The sequence below is a fragment of the Nocardia grenadensis genome, assembly GCF_050942415.1.
GTDB classification, from domain to species: Bacteria; Actinomycetota; Actinomycetes; order Mycobacteriales; family Mycobacteriaceae; genus Nocardia; species Nocardia grenadensis.
The window spans coordinates 1,831,736-1,846,295 of record NZ_CP192054.1; the positions used below are offsets into that span (position 1 = coordinate 1,831,736).

Consider the following 14,560-nt stretch of genomic DNA (forward strand, 5'->3'; position numbering starts at 1 on the left):
GCGCCGGAGATCCGTGTGGTTGTTGTTCCGTCCACCATCCTTGCATTCGCCGCGCGACGCGTTTACCGGAGGGCATCCAATTTTGGTAGCTGGCACCATGGAATCACCGCCGGATCCGGCGGGTTTCGGGTGGTCAGCAGGAGGTCGGCTGCAGTGGGTTTGCTGGACCGTTTCCGTCGTGTCAGGGCCGGGCGCAGCGGAGTTTCCGGAGGTCGGGGCGGGGAGACCCGTTATCTGCGCGAATGGGTGCGCACACATACCGGGGTCGAGGGCTTTGTCGAACCGAAGACCACTGTGACAGATGTCACGGTCGTGCTGGTTGCCGTAGATGGTGAATGGACCCGGCGGGTCGTCGGCGAAGGCGGCGCCCGCCGCCTCGCGCGGGATCTGACGATTCCCGTATACGACGTCGAGCGGACCGGGTATCCGCAGCGTATGCGCGATTACGATGCACGCCGGCGGATCGAGCGCAGACGGGATGTCGAGCGCGAACTCGGCGAGCCGTGACCTCCCACCGTGCCGGGACCGGGTGGGCACGCCACTGTTCCGGCCGGTGCCGCTCGCATGGCCCGAGCCGCGCGGGGCACGTGCGTCCTGCCGGATCTCGCGGCCGGTTCGGCTGCCTGCGGGATCGTCGGTAACCGGCGCGCGCAGTGGCCCGGCGAGCCCGGATCTCGGAGGTCGGGCGCGCCGGTCGGCCCGCCGGCGGAAGCGCCGGGGCCGCGCCGCCGCAACTCGGCGGTGCGGCCCCGGCCCGTTCTCGGTTGCTGGGACGACCGGACGGCCGCCCGGCAAACCGCCGGCCGCTATTCGGCGGCGATATCCTCCAGTACGGCGATGAGGGTGCGGACCGGGACACCGGTGCCGCCTTTGCCGATGTAGCCGAAGGGCCCACCGGTGTTGTACGCCGGGCCGGCGATATCGATATGGGCCCATTCCACGCCCTCGGGCACGAATTCCTTCAGGTACGTGCCGGCGACGAGCATGCCGCCCCACCGATGCGATGTCGCGTTGACCATATCGGCGACCTTGGAGTCCAGATCGGCGCGCAACTCCTTGGGCAGCGGCATCGGCCAGCCGTGCTCACCGACGGCCTGCGAGATCCGGGCCACCCGGTCGCGGAATTCGTCGGTACCCATCACACCCGGGGTGCGGGTGCCCAGCGCCACCATCTGGGCGCCGGTGAGCGTCGCGACATCGATGAGATAGTCCGGGCCGTCCTCACCGGCGCGGACCATGGCGTCGGCCAGAATGAGCCGGCCCTCGGCGTCGGTATTGGTGACCTCGATGGTGGTACCGCCGTACTGGGTGAGCACATCACCGGGCCGCTGGGCGGTACTCGACGGCATGTTCTCCGCCATCGGGACCGTCGCGATCACGGTGACCGGCAGGCTCAGCCGCGCGGCGAGCAGCGTGGTCGCCACGACCGCGGCCGCGCCGGCCATATCCGAGGTCATGTTCTCCATATTCGCGGCCGGTTTGATGGAGATACCGCCGGTGTCGAAGGTGATGCCCTTGCCTACCAGCGCGACCTTCTTCTCACCGCCCCGGTAGGTGAGCCGGACCAGGCGCGGCGGACGCGACGAACCCTTGCCCACCCCCAGCACGCCGCCGAAACCGCCGTCTTCCAGGGCCTTCTCGTCGAGTACCTCGACCTCGAGGCCGGCGCCCTCGGCCAGCAGGGCGCTGCGGCGGGCGAATTCGGCCGGATACAGATGGCTCGGCGGGGTGTTCACGAAATCACGGGCGGTGGCCACCGCTTCGGCGGTGAGCTGGGCGCGCAGCAGCGCGTCGCCGCCGAATTCGGGTTCCGGGACGAGCAGTTCGATACGGGCCGGCGGCGCGGCTTCCGGCTTCGGCGCGGACTTCGCGGAGCGGAACTCGGTGAAGGAATAGGCACCGAGGTAGAAACCCTCCACGGCGGCGCCGATATCCAGGCCGGACAGGGTGGTGACCGCACGCGCGACCCCGGTCAGGGAGCGGGCGGCGACCCCGGCGCTGCGGCGGATCTGTTCGGCGTCGATATCCGCGGCGGCGCCGAGACCGACGGCCAGCACGCTGGCGACATCGTCCAGGCCGGCGGGCGCGGGAATCCGGACCAGCTGTTCGGCCTTGCCCGTGGCGCCGACCGCGGTCAGCTGGTCGAGCAGCCGGGTACGCACATCGGTGTCGAGCACATCGCCGAAGAGGTCCTCGGGGACGAGGACGGGACCGTCATCGGTGGTGGCCAGGCCGACGACGAGGACATCGGTGCCGGGTTCGAGGGTCTGGGTACGTGCCAATTCCGGTCCGAGCGGACGATCTGCGACTGCGGTCATGACCCCCAGGCTATTCGGTGGACCCGGTACGGCGTGCCGCGACGCCGTCCAGCAGCATGTCCACCGCGTCGGTGAGCAGTTCGTAGAAATCGAGGTCGGGCGGCGGGCCGGTGGGGCCGAACGCCTTGTACAGGGCCGGGCGCGCGACCGGATCGACGAGCGCGGCCACTTCGGCGGGCACGTCGGCGGTCGCTTCCGGGCCGCCGATCCGGTCGGACCGTTCGGCGGTCCACACCAGGGCCAGCCCCTGCACCAGCGCGGAGTAACTCAGATACGTCGAGATCAGCTGTGTCCTGGACAGGTCCGGTTCGTCGAGCGCGCTCAGCGTCCGTTCCAGGGTGTCGAACAGGGACAGGCCCAGCGGCGGGCGGATCCGGGCCAGCACCGTGAGAATCCACGGATGCCGCCGGTAGATCTGCCATTCCTGTTGTGCCTCGTACCTGATCCGGGCCCGCCGGTCGACCAGATGCGGCGGCGGTGGTGGGGTTTCGGCGAGCACCAGATCGGTCATGGCGACGAGTAGCTGGGCCCGGTCGTCGAAGTACCGGTACAGCGCGGCGGTGGCCACCCCCAGCTCGCCGGCCAGGCGGCGCATCGTCAGGCCGTCGGTGCCCGCACGGTCGGCCAGGGCGACCGCCGCGTGGGCGATCACGAGTTTCGACAACCGTTGCGGCCGCGGGCGCGGCGGGGCGGCCGGTGCCCGGCGCCGGGCCCGGTAGGCGCGGGCCTGGCAGGAGCGGGAACAGTACCGCCGCCGGCGGCCGCGGGCCGGTTGCCGCAGGTCCGCACCACATAACGCACACGCTGTCACCGCGCCATTCCATCACACGAAATACCGTGACGAAATAGTGGTTGTCCGCTGATTGAGGACATAAGTTCGCTGGTGGTAACACCATTCACAGGAGGCGGTATGGGAACAGAACTGACCGTGCGGCGCGTCGGAACGAGTGATCTCGAACCGCTGACGGAGGCGTTCCGCAAGGCAACCCTGGACGAGGCGGTCACCGAGTGGATCCTGCGCGACTACCCGGTGGACGAGTTCCTCGACGAATGGGTTCCGCAGATCATCGACCGCGGCCTGCGCGACGACGAGATCTGGGTCGCCGGGGGCGACGGCGAGATCTGGGCGATCTCGATCTGGCAGAAGCTCACCTCGGCCGACCGGCTCATCGCCGAGGCCACCACGATGCGGGGCCACGCGGAACGGGCGCCGGACGTGCGTCCGCTGCAGCGGTCGGCCTATGTGACCGAATTGCTGGCCCGGGAGCATCCGCGCAGGTTCCCGCACAGCTACCTGGAACTGATCATCACCGTGCCGGAGTTCCGCGGGCGCGGTGCGGGCGCGGCCATCCTCACCGAACGGATCCGGCAGTTCCGCGCGGCGGGGCTCCCGGCGTATCTGGAGGCCAGCACCGAACGCTCGTCGCGGCTCTACACCCGGCAGGGTTTCGTTCGCACCGGCGAAACCCACACCCTGCCGGAGGAGGGACCCACATTGATCCCCATGTGGTTCGAGGCCTGACCCGCCGCGGTGGCCGCGGGCCGGGCACGGTGTGATCCCGGCCCCGGCCGGCACCGGGATAAGCTCGCCCGGTGAGTGACGCCGAGCTGCAACAGGGCCCTGTCCACGGAGTGCATGTCGAACTCGGAGCGAAATTCGCCCCGTTCGGCGGCTGGGAGATGCCGGTCTCGTACGCGGGCACCGTGGCCGAGCACACCGCGGTGCGGGAGTCGGTGGGGCTGTTCGATGTGAGTCATCTCGGGAAGGCGACCGTACGCGGTGCGGGCGCGGCCGAATTCGTGAACTCGGCGCTGACCAACGACCTGGGCCGGATCGGGCCCGGCCGGGCGCAGTACACACTGTGCTGCAATGCCGACGGTGGCGTGGTCGACGATCTCATCGCCTATTTCGTGCGCGACGACGAGATCTTCCTGGTGCCGAACGCGGCCAATACCACCGCGGTGGTGCAGAAGCTGGCAGTGGCCGCGCCGCCGGCGATCACAGTCACGGGGGAACACCGCGACTACGGTGTCTTCGCCGTCCAGGGGCCCCGGTCGGCGCAGGTGCTCACCGCGCTGGGTCTCCCGGTGGATCTGTCCTACATGGCGTTCGTCGACGCGGATTGGTCGGGGCAGCCGGTGCGTGTGTGCCGGACCGGCTACACCGGTGAACACGGTTACGAATTGCTGCCGCGCTGGGACGGCGCCGAGGCCCTGTTCCGGGCGCTGGTGGAGCAGGTGCGAGCGACCGGCGGCCAGGTCGCCGGGCTCGGTGCCCGCGACACCCTGCGTACCGAGATGGGCTATCCGCTGCACGGGCACGAATTGTCGGCCGAGATCACGCCGGTGCAGGCGCGCGCGTCGTGGGCGGTGGGCTGGGCCAAACCGGATTTCTGGGGCAGGGCCGCGCTGGAAGCGGAACGGGCGGCCGGACCGGGCCGCACGCTGCTCGGCCTGGAAGCACTCGACCGCGGGATCCCGCGGGAGAACCAGGACGTGCTGCTCGACGGCGCGAAGATCGGGGTGACCACCTCCGGGACCTTCTCGCCGACCAGGCAGATCGGGATCGCGCTGGCGCTGCTGGACCCGGCGGTGCAGGTCGGCACCGAGGTGACGGTGGACGTCCGCGGCCGGTCGCTGCGCTGCGCGGTGGTGCGGCCTCCGTTCGTCGAAGCACACACCAGCTGAGACGGTCGGGCCGGGTCGTCGTGACCGGCTGCGGCGCGGCCGGTACGGACATGCCCGGCACGCGAGACGGACCACCGCGGATTCGGTGTGGACCCAGGACATAGACTGCTGGTCATGACCGCTGCTGCACAGTTCGCCCGTATGCCTCATCCTGCGCCCACCCCGGCGCAGCGGGTACAGGAGATTCTGTCGGCGCCCGGTTTCGGCCGCTATTTCACCGACCATATGGTCACCATCGATTACACCGAGGCCGACGGCTGGACCAACGCGATCGTGGAACCCTACGGCGCCCTGACCCTGGATCCGGCCACCATGGTGTTCCACTACGGCCAGGCGATCTTCGAAGGGCTCAAGGCCTACCGCCAGCCGGACGGGCAGGTCGCCTGTTTCCGGATCGACGCCAACGCGGCCCGGTTCCGCCGGTCCGCGCGCCGCATGGCGATGGCCGAACTCCCCGAGGAACTGTTCATCGAATCGGTGCGCCAGCTGCTCGAGGTCGACGGGGAGTGGGTGCCCGCAGCGGGCGGTGAGGAATCGCTCTACCTACGGCCGTTCATGTTCGCCACCGAAGCCGGGCTGGGCGTGAAGCCCGCCTCCGCCTATAAATACCTGCTGCTGGGCTCCCCGGCCGGCGCCTACTTCCCGCGCGGGGTGAAACCGGTGCGCGTGTGGCTGTCGACCGAGTACGTGCGGGCCGCGCCCGGCGGCACCGGTGAGGCCAAGGTGGCCGGTAACTACGCGGCGTCGCTGCTGGCGCAGTCCGAGGCCACCGCCAAGGGCTGCGATCAGGTGGTGTGGCTGGACGCGGTCGAACGCCGCTATGTCGAGGAGATGGGCACCAACAACCTGTTCTTCGTCTACGGCTCCGGATCGGACGCGCGGCTGGTCACCCCGGAACTGTCCGGGTCGCTGCTGCCGGGGATCACCCGGGATTCGCTGCTGACCCTGGCGGCCGATTCCGGCTACCCGGTGACCGAACGCAAGATCTCCGTCGAGGACTGGCGGGCCGGTGCGGAATCCGGCGAGATCACCGAGGTTTTCGCCTGCGGCACCGCGGCCGTGATCACCCCGGTCGGTTCCGTGTTCGGGCCCGACGGTGAATTCACCATCGGTGGCGGCGAGCCGGGCGAGGTGACCATGGCGCTGCGTGACACGCTCACCGGTATCCAGCGCGGGACCTTCGCCGATGTGCACCAGTGGATGCGGGTGCTCTGACCGGACCTCGCAGTTCACCCGTATACCGAGCGCGGGGCCCGGTGCCCGGGGCCGCGCCGATCAGCCCGGCATGAGGGCGTGCCATTCGGCGAGTGACCGCGGCCGCAGCACATAGTTGTTATCGCGGATCGAGTCCAGGGAGGCGTGCGGGTCCGGGGAGTACCAGTGACCCGGGTAGACCTCCGGATTGATCGGCATATCCGCCAGGTAGCGCAGGCTGCGGAACATGGTGTCGGAGTCACCGCCCGGGAAATCGGTACGCCCGCAACCGTCGATGAACAGGGTGTCGCCGGCGATGAGTTTGCCGTCGACCAGGAAGCACTGGCTGCCCGGGGTATGTCCCGGGGTGTGTAAGAACTCGATTTCGAAGGCGCCGACACTCAGCTTGTCGCCGTGGCCGTGGCCGGTGAGCTCGCTGGGGGCGATGCCGGTGACATCGGCGACCCAGGTCTTCTCCTGATCGTTCACATGCACCGGAACCGTGGCCTGCTCGAGCAGTTCCCGTACCCCGCGCAGGGTGAACCCCATCATGGTGCCGCCGATATGGTCCGGGTGGTGATGGGTGACGAGCACCCCGGACAGTTTCAGTCCGTCCTTCTCGGCGATATCGGCCAGATCGCCGGCCGCGTAGGCGGGATCTACGACGACACAGTCACCGGTGTCCCGGTCACCGACCAGATAGGCGAAATTGCGCATCTGCGTGGCGATCGGATCCCCGACGGCGAAATCACGGCCGGCCAGGAGTTGACGGAAGTAGAAGCGCTCGGCTGACATACCCCCACCTTATGGGGCGCGGTGGACCGGTGAGACTCTGCGTTCGCAATATTGAGGCCTGGCGACATCGGACGGGACGGGGCTTTGTGGACCGGACAGCGTCCGGGTGGCTCAGAGCGTGTCTGAGCACTCGGAATGCCGAGTTCGGATCGGCGGGCCGGGGCGTAAGGTGTGTGTGCGCTGGCGAAGAGGTTCGGTAATCCGTGTTGTCCTGCGGTTCTGATGCAGTTTGGACCGGCTTGCCAGAGTTGCTGCCGCATAGCTCGCGATTTTGTCGGTGGCCTGTGTGATAGTCGCTGGCGATGAGTAGGCACACCGCGTTCCGGTACTGTCTCGACCTCACCGTCGAGCAGCAGACCGTGCTGGCCAAGCACGCGGGCGCGGCCCGGTTTGCGTTCAATCAGTGCCTGGCGATGGTGAAAACCGCGCTCACCCAGCGGCGGACCGACCCCGACCACCGGGTCCCGTGGACCCGGTTCGACCTGATCAACACCTTCAATACCTGGAAGAAATCCGCAGCCGCGGGCCGGATATTCACCGTCGACCCCGCCGGGGTCACCGAGATCGAGGTCACCGGACTGGCATGGCGTGACCAAGTGTGTCAGCAGGTGTTCGAGGAAGCCGCCACCGACTGCGGCCGCGGACTGGCCGCGTGGTCGGACTCCCGCAGCGGGAAACGCCGCGGTCGCGTGGTCGGGTTTCCCCGGTTCAAGAAGAAAACCAGCAGCACCGCATCGTTTCGGCTCCGTAACAAACACGCCAAAACCGGGCGTCCGGCGATCCGAATCGGAGAGGGCGATATCCCACGGTCGGTGACCCTGCCCGGTCTCGGACAGCTCCGGGTCCGGGAGGACACGCGTCGCCTGCGTCGCCTGCTCGCCGCCGGGCGGGCGAAGATCCTGTCCGCCACCGTGACGCAGCGGGCGGGCCGCTGGTGGGTCAGTGTGAGTGTCGAGGCTGCGGATCTGCACCCAGGCCACCACCATCCGGTTCGGGGCCCCGACGACCACGGTGGGTGGGTTGGTATCGACCGTGGGTTGTCGGCGTTCCTGGTCGCCGCCGATGCCGAGGGTCGTGAAGTGGCGCGGGTCGATGATCCGCCGAAACCCCTGGCTCGTGGGTTGGTTCGGCAGCGGCGGCTGGCGAAAGCCCTGCCGAGGACGGAGAAAGGCTCCCACAACCAGCGGGAAGCTGCCGCACGGCTGGCCCGCCATCATCATCGTGTGGCGAATGCGCGTCGTCATTTCCTGCATCAGGTCACCAACCAGCTGGTCAAAACCCACGCCCGGCTCGTTGTCGAGGACCTGCATGTGGCCGGGATGCTGCGTAATCGCCGGCTGGCGCGGTCGATCGCCGATGCGGGGTGGGCCGATTTCGGGCGACTGCTGGACTACAAGCAGCGGTGGCGGGGCGGCACCGTGGTCACCGCCGATCGGTGGTTCCCATCGAGTAAACGCTGTTCGGCCTGCGGCACCCTCAACCCCGGTCTCACGCTGGCGGATCGGGTGTTCACCTGCCCCTGCGGGTACCGCGCCGATCGGGACCTGAATGCCGCCGTCAACCTCGCTGCCTGGCCGACACTCCGCAGGCAAGACCCATCACGATCCCCGGACCTCCGAGCAGGGGGCCGGGTTACCAATGCCCGCCGACGGGAAGGCACTGACCGGCACCCGAGGGGTGCTGGTGCAACCGGCCCGGATGACGCGGGAACCAAGGCTCATACCCCGGCCGGGTTGTGAGCCGAGGACGCCCGAGAAGGGCGGTGTCTGATAACTCATCGAGTTATCAGACACGCTGTCAGACAGAGTGGGCGACCAGCGCGAAACCCAGGGCCGCCAGTGCGGTGGTGAGTTCCACCGCCGCCCCGAGGAGATCACCCGAGAGCCCACCGAACCGGCGGACCGCGTGGCCGACCAGGTGGATCGCGGCGGCGAGCGCCACCAGCGCCACCAGCGGCCCGGACCACGGCAGCTCCGGTACCGCGAAAACCGCCGCCGCCGTACCCGCGGCGGCCCAGCCGAGAACCGCGGGACGGGACTGCGTTCCGGCGACCATAGCCCCGAACCAGGTGCCGGGCGCCGGGTCTATCCCGCGGCGGCAGGCGGCGACCACCGCGACTCGGCCCAGACCCACCGCCGCCACGACCGCCACCCAGTGACCGGTGGCCGCCAGCGTGGTGAACGCGCCCGCCTGGACACCGGCGGCCAGCACGATGGCGGCCACCCCGAACGGCCCGGCGCCCCCGCTCTTCATCACCTCCCGCGCGCGTTCGGGTGACCCATAGACTCCGAGGCCGTCGAAGGTGTCGGCGAGCCCGTCCAGATGCATACCCCGGGTCAGCAGCGCCAGGGCCGCGACCGCGACGAATCCGGCGGCGATCCCTGCGGGCGCGAGCACCCACAGCAGCGCCGCCGCGACCAGACCGAGCCCGAATCCGGCGACCGGGGCGAGCGCGATGGCCCGGCCCGCCGCCCGGCGGTCCACCTCGCTCGGTCCGCGCACCGGCAGCACCGTGAGCCAGGAGAAGGTGAGACGCAGCGGGGTCAGCATCGTGCTCGGCTCGTCGCGGCGGTCACTTCTGCAGATCGACGGTGGCCGGTTCGGCATCCGCGGTGCTGACTCCGGCGTCGGCGAAGGTCGCCATCTCCGCGAGCACTGCGACGGCGGCCCGCAGGACGGGGAGCGCGGTGAGCGCGCCGGACCCCTCACCGAGCCGCATATCCAGATCCAGTACCGGGGCGAGTTTCAGTTTGCTCAGCGCTTCGGCGTGCGCCGGCTCGGTGGACCGGTGGGCGGCCAGCCACCAGTGCGCCGCGCCGGCCGCCAGATCCTCGGCGATGAGTGCGGCCGCGGTGACGATGAGCCCGTCGAGCAGCACCGGGGTGCGTCGGGCGGCGGCCCGGGCCAGGAACCCGGTCATGGCGGCGATATCGGCACCACCGGCGACACGGAGCAGTTCGACACTGTCCCGGGCTACGGGCCGGGCCCGCCACATGGCGTCGCGGACGGCGGCCACCTTGCGCATCCACCCGTGATCGTCCACCCCCGTGCCCCGCCCGACCGCCCGCACCGGTTCGATCCCGGTGAGGGTGGCGATGAGCGCGGTGGCGGGGGTGGTGTTACCGATGCCCATATCCCCGGCGATCAGCAGGTCGGCCCCGGCGTCGATCTCCTCGTCGGCGACGGCCGCGCCGGCGGCGAGTGCGACGGTGACCTCCTCGGCGGTGAGTGCGTCCGCGCGATCGATCGCGCCGCTGGACCGGCGCACCTTGTGGGTGCTCACCGTGGGATCGGTATCGGCGTCCACCGCGATATCCACCACCCGCACGGTGGCCCCGGCGATTCCGGCCAACGCGTTCACCGCGGCTCCGCCCGCCCGGAAATTGGCGACCATCTGCGCCGTGACCTCGCTGGGGTACGCCGAGACGCCGTGCCGAGCCACCCCGTGGTCGCCGGCGAACACCACCACCCGCGCCTGCTCGAACTGTTTCGGCGGGCAGACACCCTGGCAGGCCGCCACCCAGTTGCCCAGCTCTTCCAACCGTCCCAGCGATCCCGGTGGTTTGGTCAGCGACGCCTGCCGTTGCTCGGCGGCCGCGCGGGCACCGGTATCCGGCGGGGCCACGGGTGCGAATCCCTCTGTCACTGTTCGAGCCTTCCGATCGGGTGCTGTCGCGGCGCCACCGCGCCGGGATCTCTCTCGGCGGGCGTGTCCACTTCCCGGACAATATTGCCCGGTGCGCGGCACACGTCGTGCGGTACCCGGGCGGTGGCGCCCCGGCCCGGGGACGGTGCCGGTGGCGAGGTGTCAGCCGCCGATCCGTTCGCGCAGGGTGGCCACCCCCGGACCGTCGAGTTCGGCGCAGTACGCGGCGCGCCCGGCCATCGCCATGACCAGCGCGAGCGTGCTGCCGCGCACCGATGGTCCGGTGCCGGTGTCGAAGGGTCCGTCGGTGGCCCGCAGGTGCAGGCCCGCGGTGGCGGTGCGGCCGGCGACCGTGAAATCGCGCGCGGCGAAGAAACGGGCGACCTCGGTCACCCCCGGCAGCGTCGGGGCGCCGGTCAGTCCGAGCGGGTACCGGATATCGCCGCCGTGCACCACGATCTCGCCGAGCCACGCGGGAGTGTGCCCGGACGGCGCGGTGGTGTTCGTTACCGCCGCGCGGAACCGTTCGAGCGTATCGGCCGGGCCGGCGCCCAGCTGCTCTCGCAGGCGATGCTCATTGTGCAGGTCGGCGTCGAAGCGGGCGCCGATCATGCTGCGGATCCACCGCAGCCGCCCGGTGCTCGCGGCCGCGGTGAGATGGGCGACGACCTCCTGTACCGACCACCGGCCGCACAGGGAGGGAGCCGACCATTGCTGTGGGGTCAGATCGGCCAGTTCGTCGGCCAGGGCGGCCCGTTCCCGATGGATCGCTGCCCAGATGTCGGCGCGCGGCATGGTCTGCACCGCACGATTCAAGCACCGCGCTCCGACATGACCGCGGCAGCGGGGCGGCAGGCCCGTCGCCCGGGATGCCGCCCGAGCGGCCGCGGCTCATTTCAGGCGCAGCGGCAGCCCGGCGACCACGAGAAAAGCCTCGTCACAGACCTGGGCCAGCCGCTGATTCAATGTGCCGATCTCGTCCCGAAACAGGCGACCCGACCGGGTCGCGGGGATCACGCCCAGTCCCACCTCTGGGGTGACGAGCACCAGCCGGTCGCGAGAGCCGGCTACGGCGTCGACGAGAACATCGGTATCCGGCCCGACCGTGCCGCGCGGGGCGTCCCAGGCAGCGCGGGCGTCGAGGCGGGCGGTCAGCCAGGTGCCGATATCGTCGACCAGAGTGGCGCCGGGATGAGGGGTGCGCAGTTCGGCCGCCGGATCGGCGGCGTCGATCACTGTCCACGCCGCGGGACGGCGGGCTCGGTGCGCGGCGATCCGGGCGGCGAAATCGGTATCCGCGGGATCCGGGATCGCGGTGGCCAGGTAGCGCACCGCGCTGCCGGTGACGAGGGATTCGGCGAACGCGGATTTACCCGAGCGCGCACCCCCGAGCACGAGCGTGCGCTGTCCAGAAGGAGGGACGGGTTCGGGCACCCGCGGATCAGATCGCGTCGCCGGGGGAGACCCGCGGCTTGGGCGCGCGCATCTTGCGCATCTGGGACGCGCGTACGAACGCGTACCAGCCGAGCCGGAAACCGGTATCGGTGGATTTCGGGAAGCGCTCCCGCACCCGACGGTTGACGACCCGGCCGAGCAGGAAACCCTCGGCCATCATGAAGACCATCATGACCAGCATGGCCAGCGTGACGATCGACTGCCACGCGGGAGCCGCGAACATGGACAGGATCAGCAGCAGCGCCATCGGCATGAACAGGCCGACCAGGTTGCGGCGGCCGTCGACGATATCGCGGACGAACGCGCGTACCGGGCCCTGATCGCGGGGCAGCAGGTATTTGTCCTCACCCGCCAGCATCCGGGCGCGCCGGTCCTGGGCGGCGGCACGACGCTCGGCGGAGGCCGCCTTGCGGTCCTCCTTGGAACCGCGCGTCTCCTTGCGCCGGGCGCGCGCTTCCTTCGATGTCATGGGGGGCGGGGCGACCGGCCCTCGGCGCCTGCCCTCGGCGTCGCGCCGACTCGGGGTGGGCCGGCCCTTGCCTGCCGTGGGCGCGGCCTTGGCCGAGGCCGCATCGGCCTCGGTGGCGCTCGCGGTGGCGGTCGCGGCCCGCGAGCCGTCAGCGGTCACATCGGTACCGTTGGGCTCACCGCGTCGGAACAACTTCACGGTAACCAGGCTAATCGGTCACCCGCCCCGGCCGTGAACGGGGCGGGGGCCGCGGTGCGGCCGGTCACTCCGCCGGGGCGGTCATGGCTCGGCTCACCTCGATGCGCCGCAATCGGTGGCACGGGTGGTGTGGCCGCGGGCCCCGGAGATGGCAAGATGGGGAATAGCAGCCCGTCCGAGGGTGTTGTGACACCCGGAACCGTGCGCTGTTCACGGACCGACCACGCTGTCCATAGGAGAGTTCATGAGTGTGCAGAACGACACCGCCACCACCACCCACGGTGTGCAGCTGACCGATGCTGCCGCGGGTAAGGCCAAGGCGCTGCTCGATCAGGAGGGCCGGGACGACCTCGCGCTGCGGATCGCGGTGCAGCCGGGCGGCTGCGCGGGTCTGCGTTACCAGCTCTTCTTCGACGATCGCACCCTCGACGGCGATCTGACCGCCGAATTCGGCGGCGTCACCCTGACCGTCGACCGGATGAGCGCGCCGTATGTGCAGGGCGCCGCGATCGACTTCGTCGACACGATCGAGAAGCAGGGCTTCACCATCGACAATCCCAACGCCACCGGCTCCTGCGCCTGCGGCGACTCCTTCAACTGAGTGCCCCGGGCCGGTGACAGCGCCGGCCCGGCATTCTGCGATACACCCGGGTTACGTGACCATTACTTGTCACGAGGCCGGTTACGACACGTAGTCGTAGCCCCGGCGAATTGATACGGTGAACCCCAGGGGGCAAAGCCCCGTTCACTTTCTTGTTCGCGCTGATTCCGAAGGGGCCGACCTACGTGTCCATAGCTGTATCCGCATCCATCGCGACCGACCACCTCATGCGTTTCTCCGGCCGATTCGCCGATGTGCTGCTGCCCGATCAGCTCGAGCATGTCTCGCTGAGTTTCCTCGTCGACGATCTGGTGATCCGCCGTGGCGGGGTCGCCGGCAACATCGCCTACGCCATGGGCCTGCTCAAGCAGTCGCCGCTGCTCATCGGTTCGGTGGGACGCGATTTCGGCGAGTACCGGCAGTGGCTGGAGTCCCACGGTGTCGACTGCTCGGTGGTCCGGGTGTCCGAGTCCGCGCACACCGCCCGGTTCGTCTGCACCACCGATGAGGATATGGCCCAGATCGCCTCGTTCTATCCCGGCGCGATGAGCGAAGCGGGTGATATCTCGCTCACCGCGCTGGCCGACGAGCGCAAACTCGACCTGGTCCTGGTCGGCGCGAACGATCCCGAGGCGATGTTGCGGCATACGGCCGAATGCCGGGAACTGGGCGTGCCCTTCGCCGCCGATCCCTCCCAGCAGCTGGCCCGCTTGGACGGCGACCAGGCCGTACAGCTCATCGAGGGCAGTGCCTACCTCTTCACCAACGAGTACGAATGGGGCCTGCTCAAGCAGAAGACGGGCCTCACCGAGGACGAGATCGCCGCCCGGGTGGGTGTGCGGGTCACCACCCTCGGTAAGGACGGTGTGCTGGTGGTCGACACCGACGGCAGCCAGACGCGCGTCGAGGCCGTGCCGGAGTACGCCAAGGTAGACCCGACCGGTGTGGGTGACGCGTTCCGGGCCGGTTTCCTCACCGCCCACGCCGCGGGACTCGGCCTCGAACGCGCGGCACAGCTGGGCTCGCTGGTCGCGGTACTCGTGCTGGAGACGGTCGGCACCCAGGAATGGGCGCTGGACGCCGATGCCGCGCTCAAACGGCTCGGCGAGGCCTACGGCGGGGACGCGGCCGCCGAACTCGAATCACTGCTGCGCTGAACCGCCGGTAACAACGAACGAGGGCCCCGCTCATCGAGG

Annotated in this window: 15 protein-coding genes; 7 read left to right on the forward strand and 8 right to left on the reverse strand. The window is 69.8% G+C overall.

The genetic code is table 11. The annotated features are described in order from the left end of the window. Positions 1 to 153 precede the first annotated feature (153 nt). Positions 154 to 507 (forward strand): oxidoreductase, encoded by a 354-nt coding sequence (locus ACQPYS_RS08260; protein ID WP_433492210.1) that lies wholly within the window; start codon positions 154 to 156, stop codon positions 505 to 507. A gap of 299 nt (positions 508 to 806) precedes the next feature. On the opposite strand, the gene ACQPYS_RS08265 is transcribed toward ACQPYS_RS08260, so the two are convergent. Continuing rightward, positions 807 to 2,318: a leucyl aminopeptidase gene (locus tag ACQPYS_RS08265; RefSeq protein WP_063036656.1), complete on the reverse strand. Its 1,512-nt coding sequence runs from the start codon at positions 2,316 to 2,318 to the stop codon at positions 807 to 809. A 10-nt stretch (positions 2,319 to 2,328) separates the two neighbouring features. After that, positions 2,329 to 3,129 carry a TetR/AcrR family transcriptional regulator gene (locus ACQPYS_RS08270; RefSeq protein ID WP_433492211.1) on the reverse strand — a complete coding sequence of 267 codons (801 nt, stop codon included), beginning with the start codon at positions 3,127 to 3,129 and terminating at the stop codon, positions 2,329 to 2,331. Between the two features lie 99 nt (positions 3,130 to 3,228). Here ACQPYS_RS08270 and ACQPYS_RS08275 point away from each other — a divergent pair, with 99 nt between their 5' ends. From ACQPYS_RS08275 to ACQPYS_RS08285, 3 genes are all read left to right on the forward strand, one after another. Further along, entirely contained in the window at positions 3,229 to 3,840 is a 612-nt protein-coding gene (locus tag ACQPYS_RS08275) for a GNAT family N-acetyltransferase (protein WP_433492212.1), read from the forward strand. Positions 3,841 to 3,911: 71 nt separating this feature from the next. Continuing rightward, positions 3,912 to 5,006 carry a glycine cleavage system aminomethyltransferase GcvT gene (gene gcvT, locus ACQPYS_RS08280; RefSeq protein WP_431941866.1) on the forward strand — a complete coding sequence of 365 codons (1,095 nt, stop codon included), beginning with the start codon at positions 3,912 to 3,914 and terminating at the stop codon, positions 5,004 to 5,006. Positions 5,007 to 5,120: 114 nt separating this feature from the next. Beyond that, entirely contained in the window at positions 5,121 to 6,221 is a 1,101-nt protein-coding gene (locus tag ACQPYS_RS08285) for a branched-chain amino acid aminotransferase (protein ID WP_433492213.1), read from the forward strand. A gap of 60 nt (positions 6,222 to 6,281) precedes the next feature. Here ACQPYS_RS08285 and ACQPYS_RS08290 read toward each other — a convergent pair whose 3' ends face one another. Further along, on the reverse strand, positions 6,282 to 6,995 hold the full coding sequence (locus ACQPYS_RS08290) for an MBL fold metallo-hydrolase (RefSeq protein WP_433492214.1): 714 nt from the start codon (positions 6,993 to 6,995) through the stop codon (positions 6,282 to 6,284). A gap of 302 nt (positions 6,996 to 7,297) precedes the next feature. On the opposite strand from ACQPYS_RS08290, the gene ACQPYS_RS08295 reads away from it, so the two are divergent. Beyond that, positions 7,298 to 8,734, forward strand: coding sequence for an RNA-guided endonuclease TnpB family protein (locus tag ACQPYS_RS08295; protein WP_433492215.1), 1,437 nt, complete (start codon positions 7,298 to 7,300; stop codon positions 8,732 to 8,734). Between the two features lie 58 nt (positions 8,735 to 8,792). Here ACQPYS_RS08295 and ACQPYS_RS08300 read toward each other — a convergent pair whose 3' ends face one another. The 5 genes from ACQPYS_RS08300 to ACQPYS_RS08320 form a co-directional block, all read right to left on the reverse strand. Continuing rightward, positions 8,793 to 9,545, reverse strand: coding sequence for an adenosylcobinamide-GDP ribazoletransferase (locus ACQPYS_RS08300; protein ID WP_433492216.1), 753 nt, complete (start codon positions 9,543 to 9,545; stop codon positions 8,793 to 8,795). 22 nt (positions 9,546 to 9,567) lie between these two features. Continuing rightward, positions 9,568 to 10,641 (reverse strand): nicotinate-nucleotide--dimethylbenzimidazole phosphoribosyltransferase, encoded by a 1,074-nt coding sequence (gene cobT, locus ACQPYS_RS08305; RefSeq protein ID WP_433492217.1) that lies wholly within the window; start codon positions 10,639 to 10,641, stop codon positions 9,568 to 9,570. Between the two features lie 162 nt (positions 10,642 to 10,803). Next, the gene (locus ACQPYS_RS08310; protein ID WP_433492993.1) at positions 10,804 to 11,436 is read right to left on the reverse strand and encodes a maleylpyruvate isomerase family mycothiol-dependent enzyme; all 633 of its coding nucleotides are present in this window, start codon (positions 11,434 to 11,436) and stop codon (positions 10,804 to 10,806) included. A gap of 96 nt (positions 11,437 to 11,532) precedes the next feature. Next, the gene (locus ACQPYS_RS08315) at positions 11,533 to 12,075 is read right to left on the reverse strand and encodes a bifunctional adenosylcobinamide kinase/adenosylcobinamide-phosphate guanylyltransferase (RefSeq protein WP_433492218.1); all 543 of its coding nucleotides are present in this window, start codon (positions 12,073 to 12,075) and stop codon (positions 11,533 to 11,535) included. A gap of 7 nt (positions 12,076 to 12,082) precedes the next feature. Then, positions 12,083 to 12,763, reverse strand: coding sequence for a DUF3043 domain-containing protein (locus tag ACQPYS_RS08320; protein WP_063036638.1), 681 nt, complete (start codon positions 12,761 to 12,763; stop codon positions 12,083 to 12,085). Positions 12,764 to 13,007: 244 nt separating this feature from the next. On the opposite strand from ACQPYS_RS08320, the gene ACQPYS_RS08325 reads away from it, so the two are divergent. Together ACQPYS_RS08325 and ACQPYS_RS08330 are read left to right on the forward strand one after the other, a co-directional pair. Continuing rightward, on the forward strand, positions 13,008 to 13,364 hold the full coding sequence (locus tag ACQPYS_RS08325) for a HesB/IscA family protein (RefSeq protein WP_030523898.1): 357 nt from the start codon (positions 13,008 to 13,010) through the stop codon (positions 13,362 to 13,364). Between the two features lie 185 nt (positions 13,365 to 13,549). Then, positions 13,550 to 14,521: a carbohydrate kinase family protein gene (locus tag ACQPYS_RS08330; protein WP_433492219.1), complete on the forward strand. Its 972-nt coding sequence runs from the start codon at positions 13,550 to 13,552 to the stop codon at positions 14,519 to 14,521. Positions 14,522 to 14,560: the final 39 nt, after the last annotated feature.

What these genes read in the sequence shown, in the direction of transcription:
- ACQPYS_RS08265 (WP_063036656.1), bottom strand. Translation starts at nt 2,318, where the DNA reads ATGACCGCAGTCGCAGATCGTCCGCTCGGACCGGAATTGGCACGTACC.
- ACQPYS_RS08275 (WP_433492212.1), top strand. Translation starts at nt 3,229, where the DNA reads ATGGGAACAGAACTGACCGTGCGGCGCGTCGGAACGAGTGATCTCGAA.
- ACQPYS_RS08285 (WP_433492213.1), top strand. Translation starts at nt 5,121, where the DNA reads ATGACCGCTGCTGCACAGTTCGCCCGTATGCCTCATCCTGCGCCCACC.
- ACQPYS_RS08290 (WP_433492214.1), bottom strand. Translation starts at nt 6,995, where the DNA reads ATGTCAGCCGAGCGCTTCTACTTCCGTCAACTCCTGGCCGGCCGTGAT.
- ACQPYS_RS08295 (WP_433492215.1), top strand. Translation starts at nt 7,298, where the DNA reads ATGAGTAGGCACACCGCGTTCCGGTACTGTCTCGACCTCACCGTCGAG.
- ACQPYS_RS08300 (WP_433492216.1), bottom strand. Translation starts at nt 9,545, where the DNA reads ATGCTGACCCCGCTGCGTCTCACCTTCTCCTGGCTCACGGTGCTGCCG.
- ACQPYS_RS08310 (WP_433492993.1), bottom strand. Translation starts at nt 11,436, where the DNA reads ATGCCGCGCGCCGACATCTGGGCAGCGATCCATCGGGAACGGGCCGCC.
- ACQPYS_RS08325 (WP_030523898.1), top strand. Translation starts at nt 13,008, where the DNA reads ATGAGTGTGCAGAACGACACCGCCACCACCACCCACGGTGTGCAGCTG.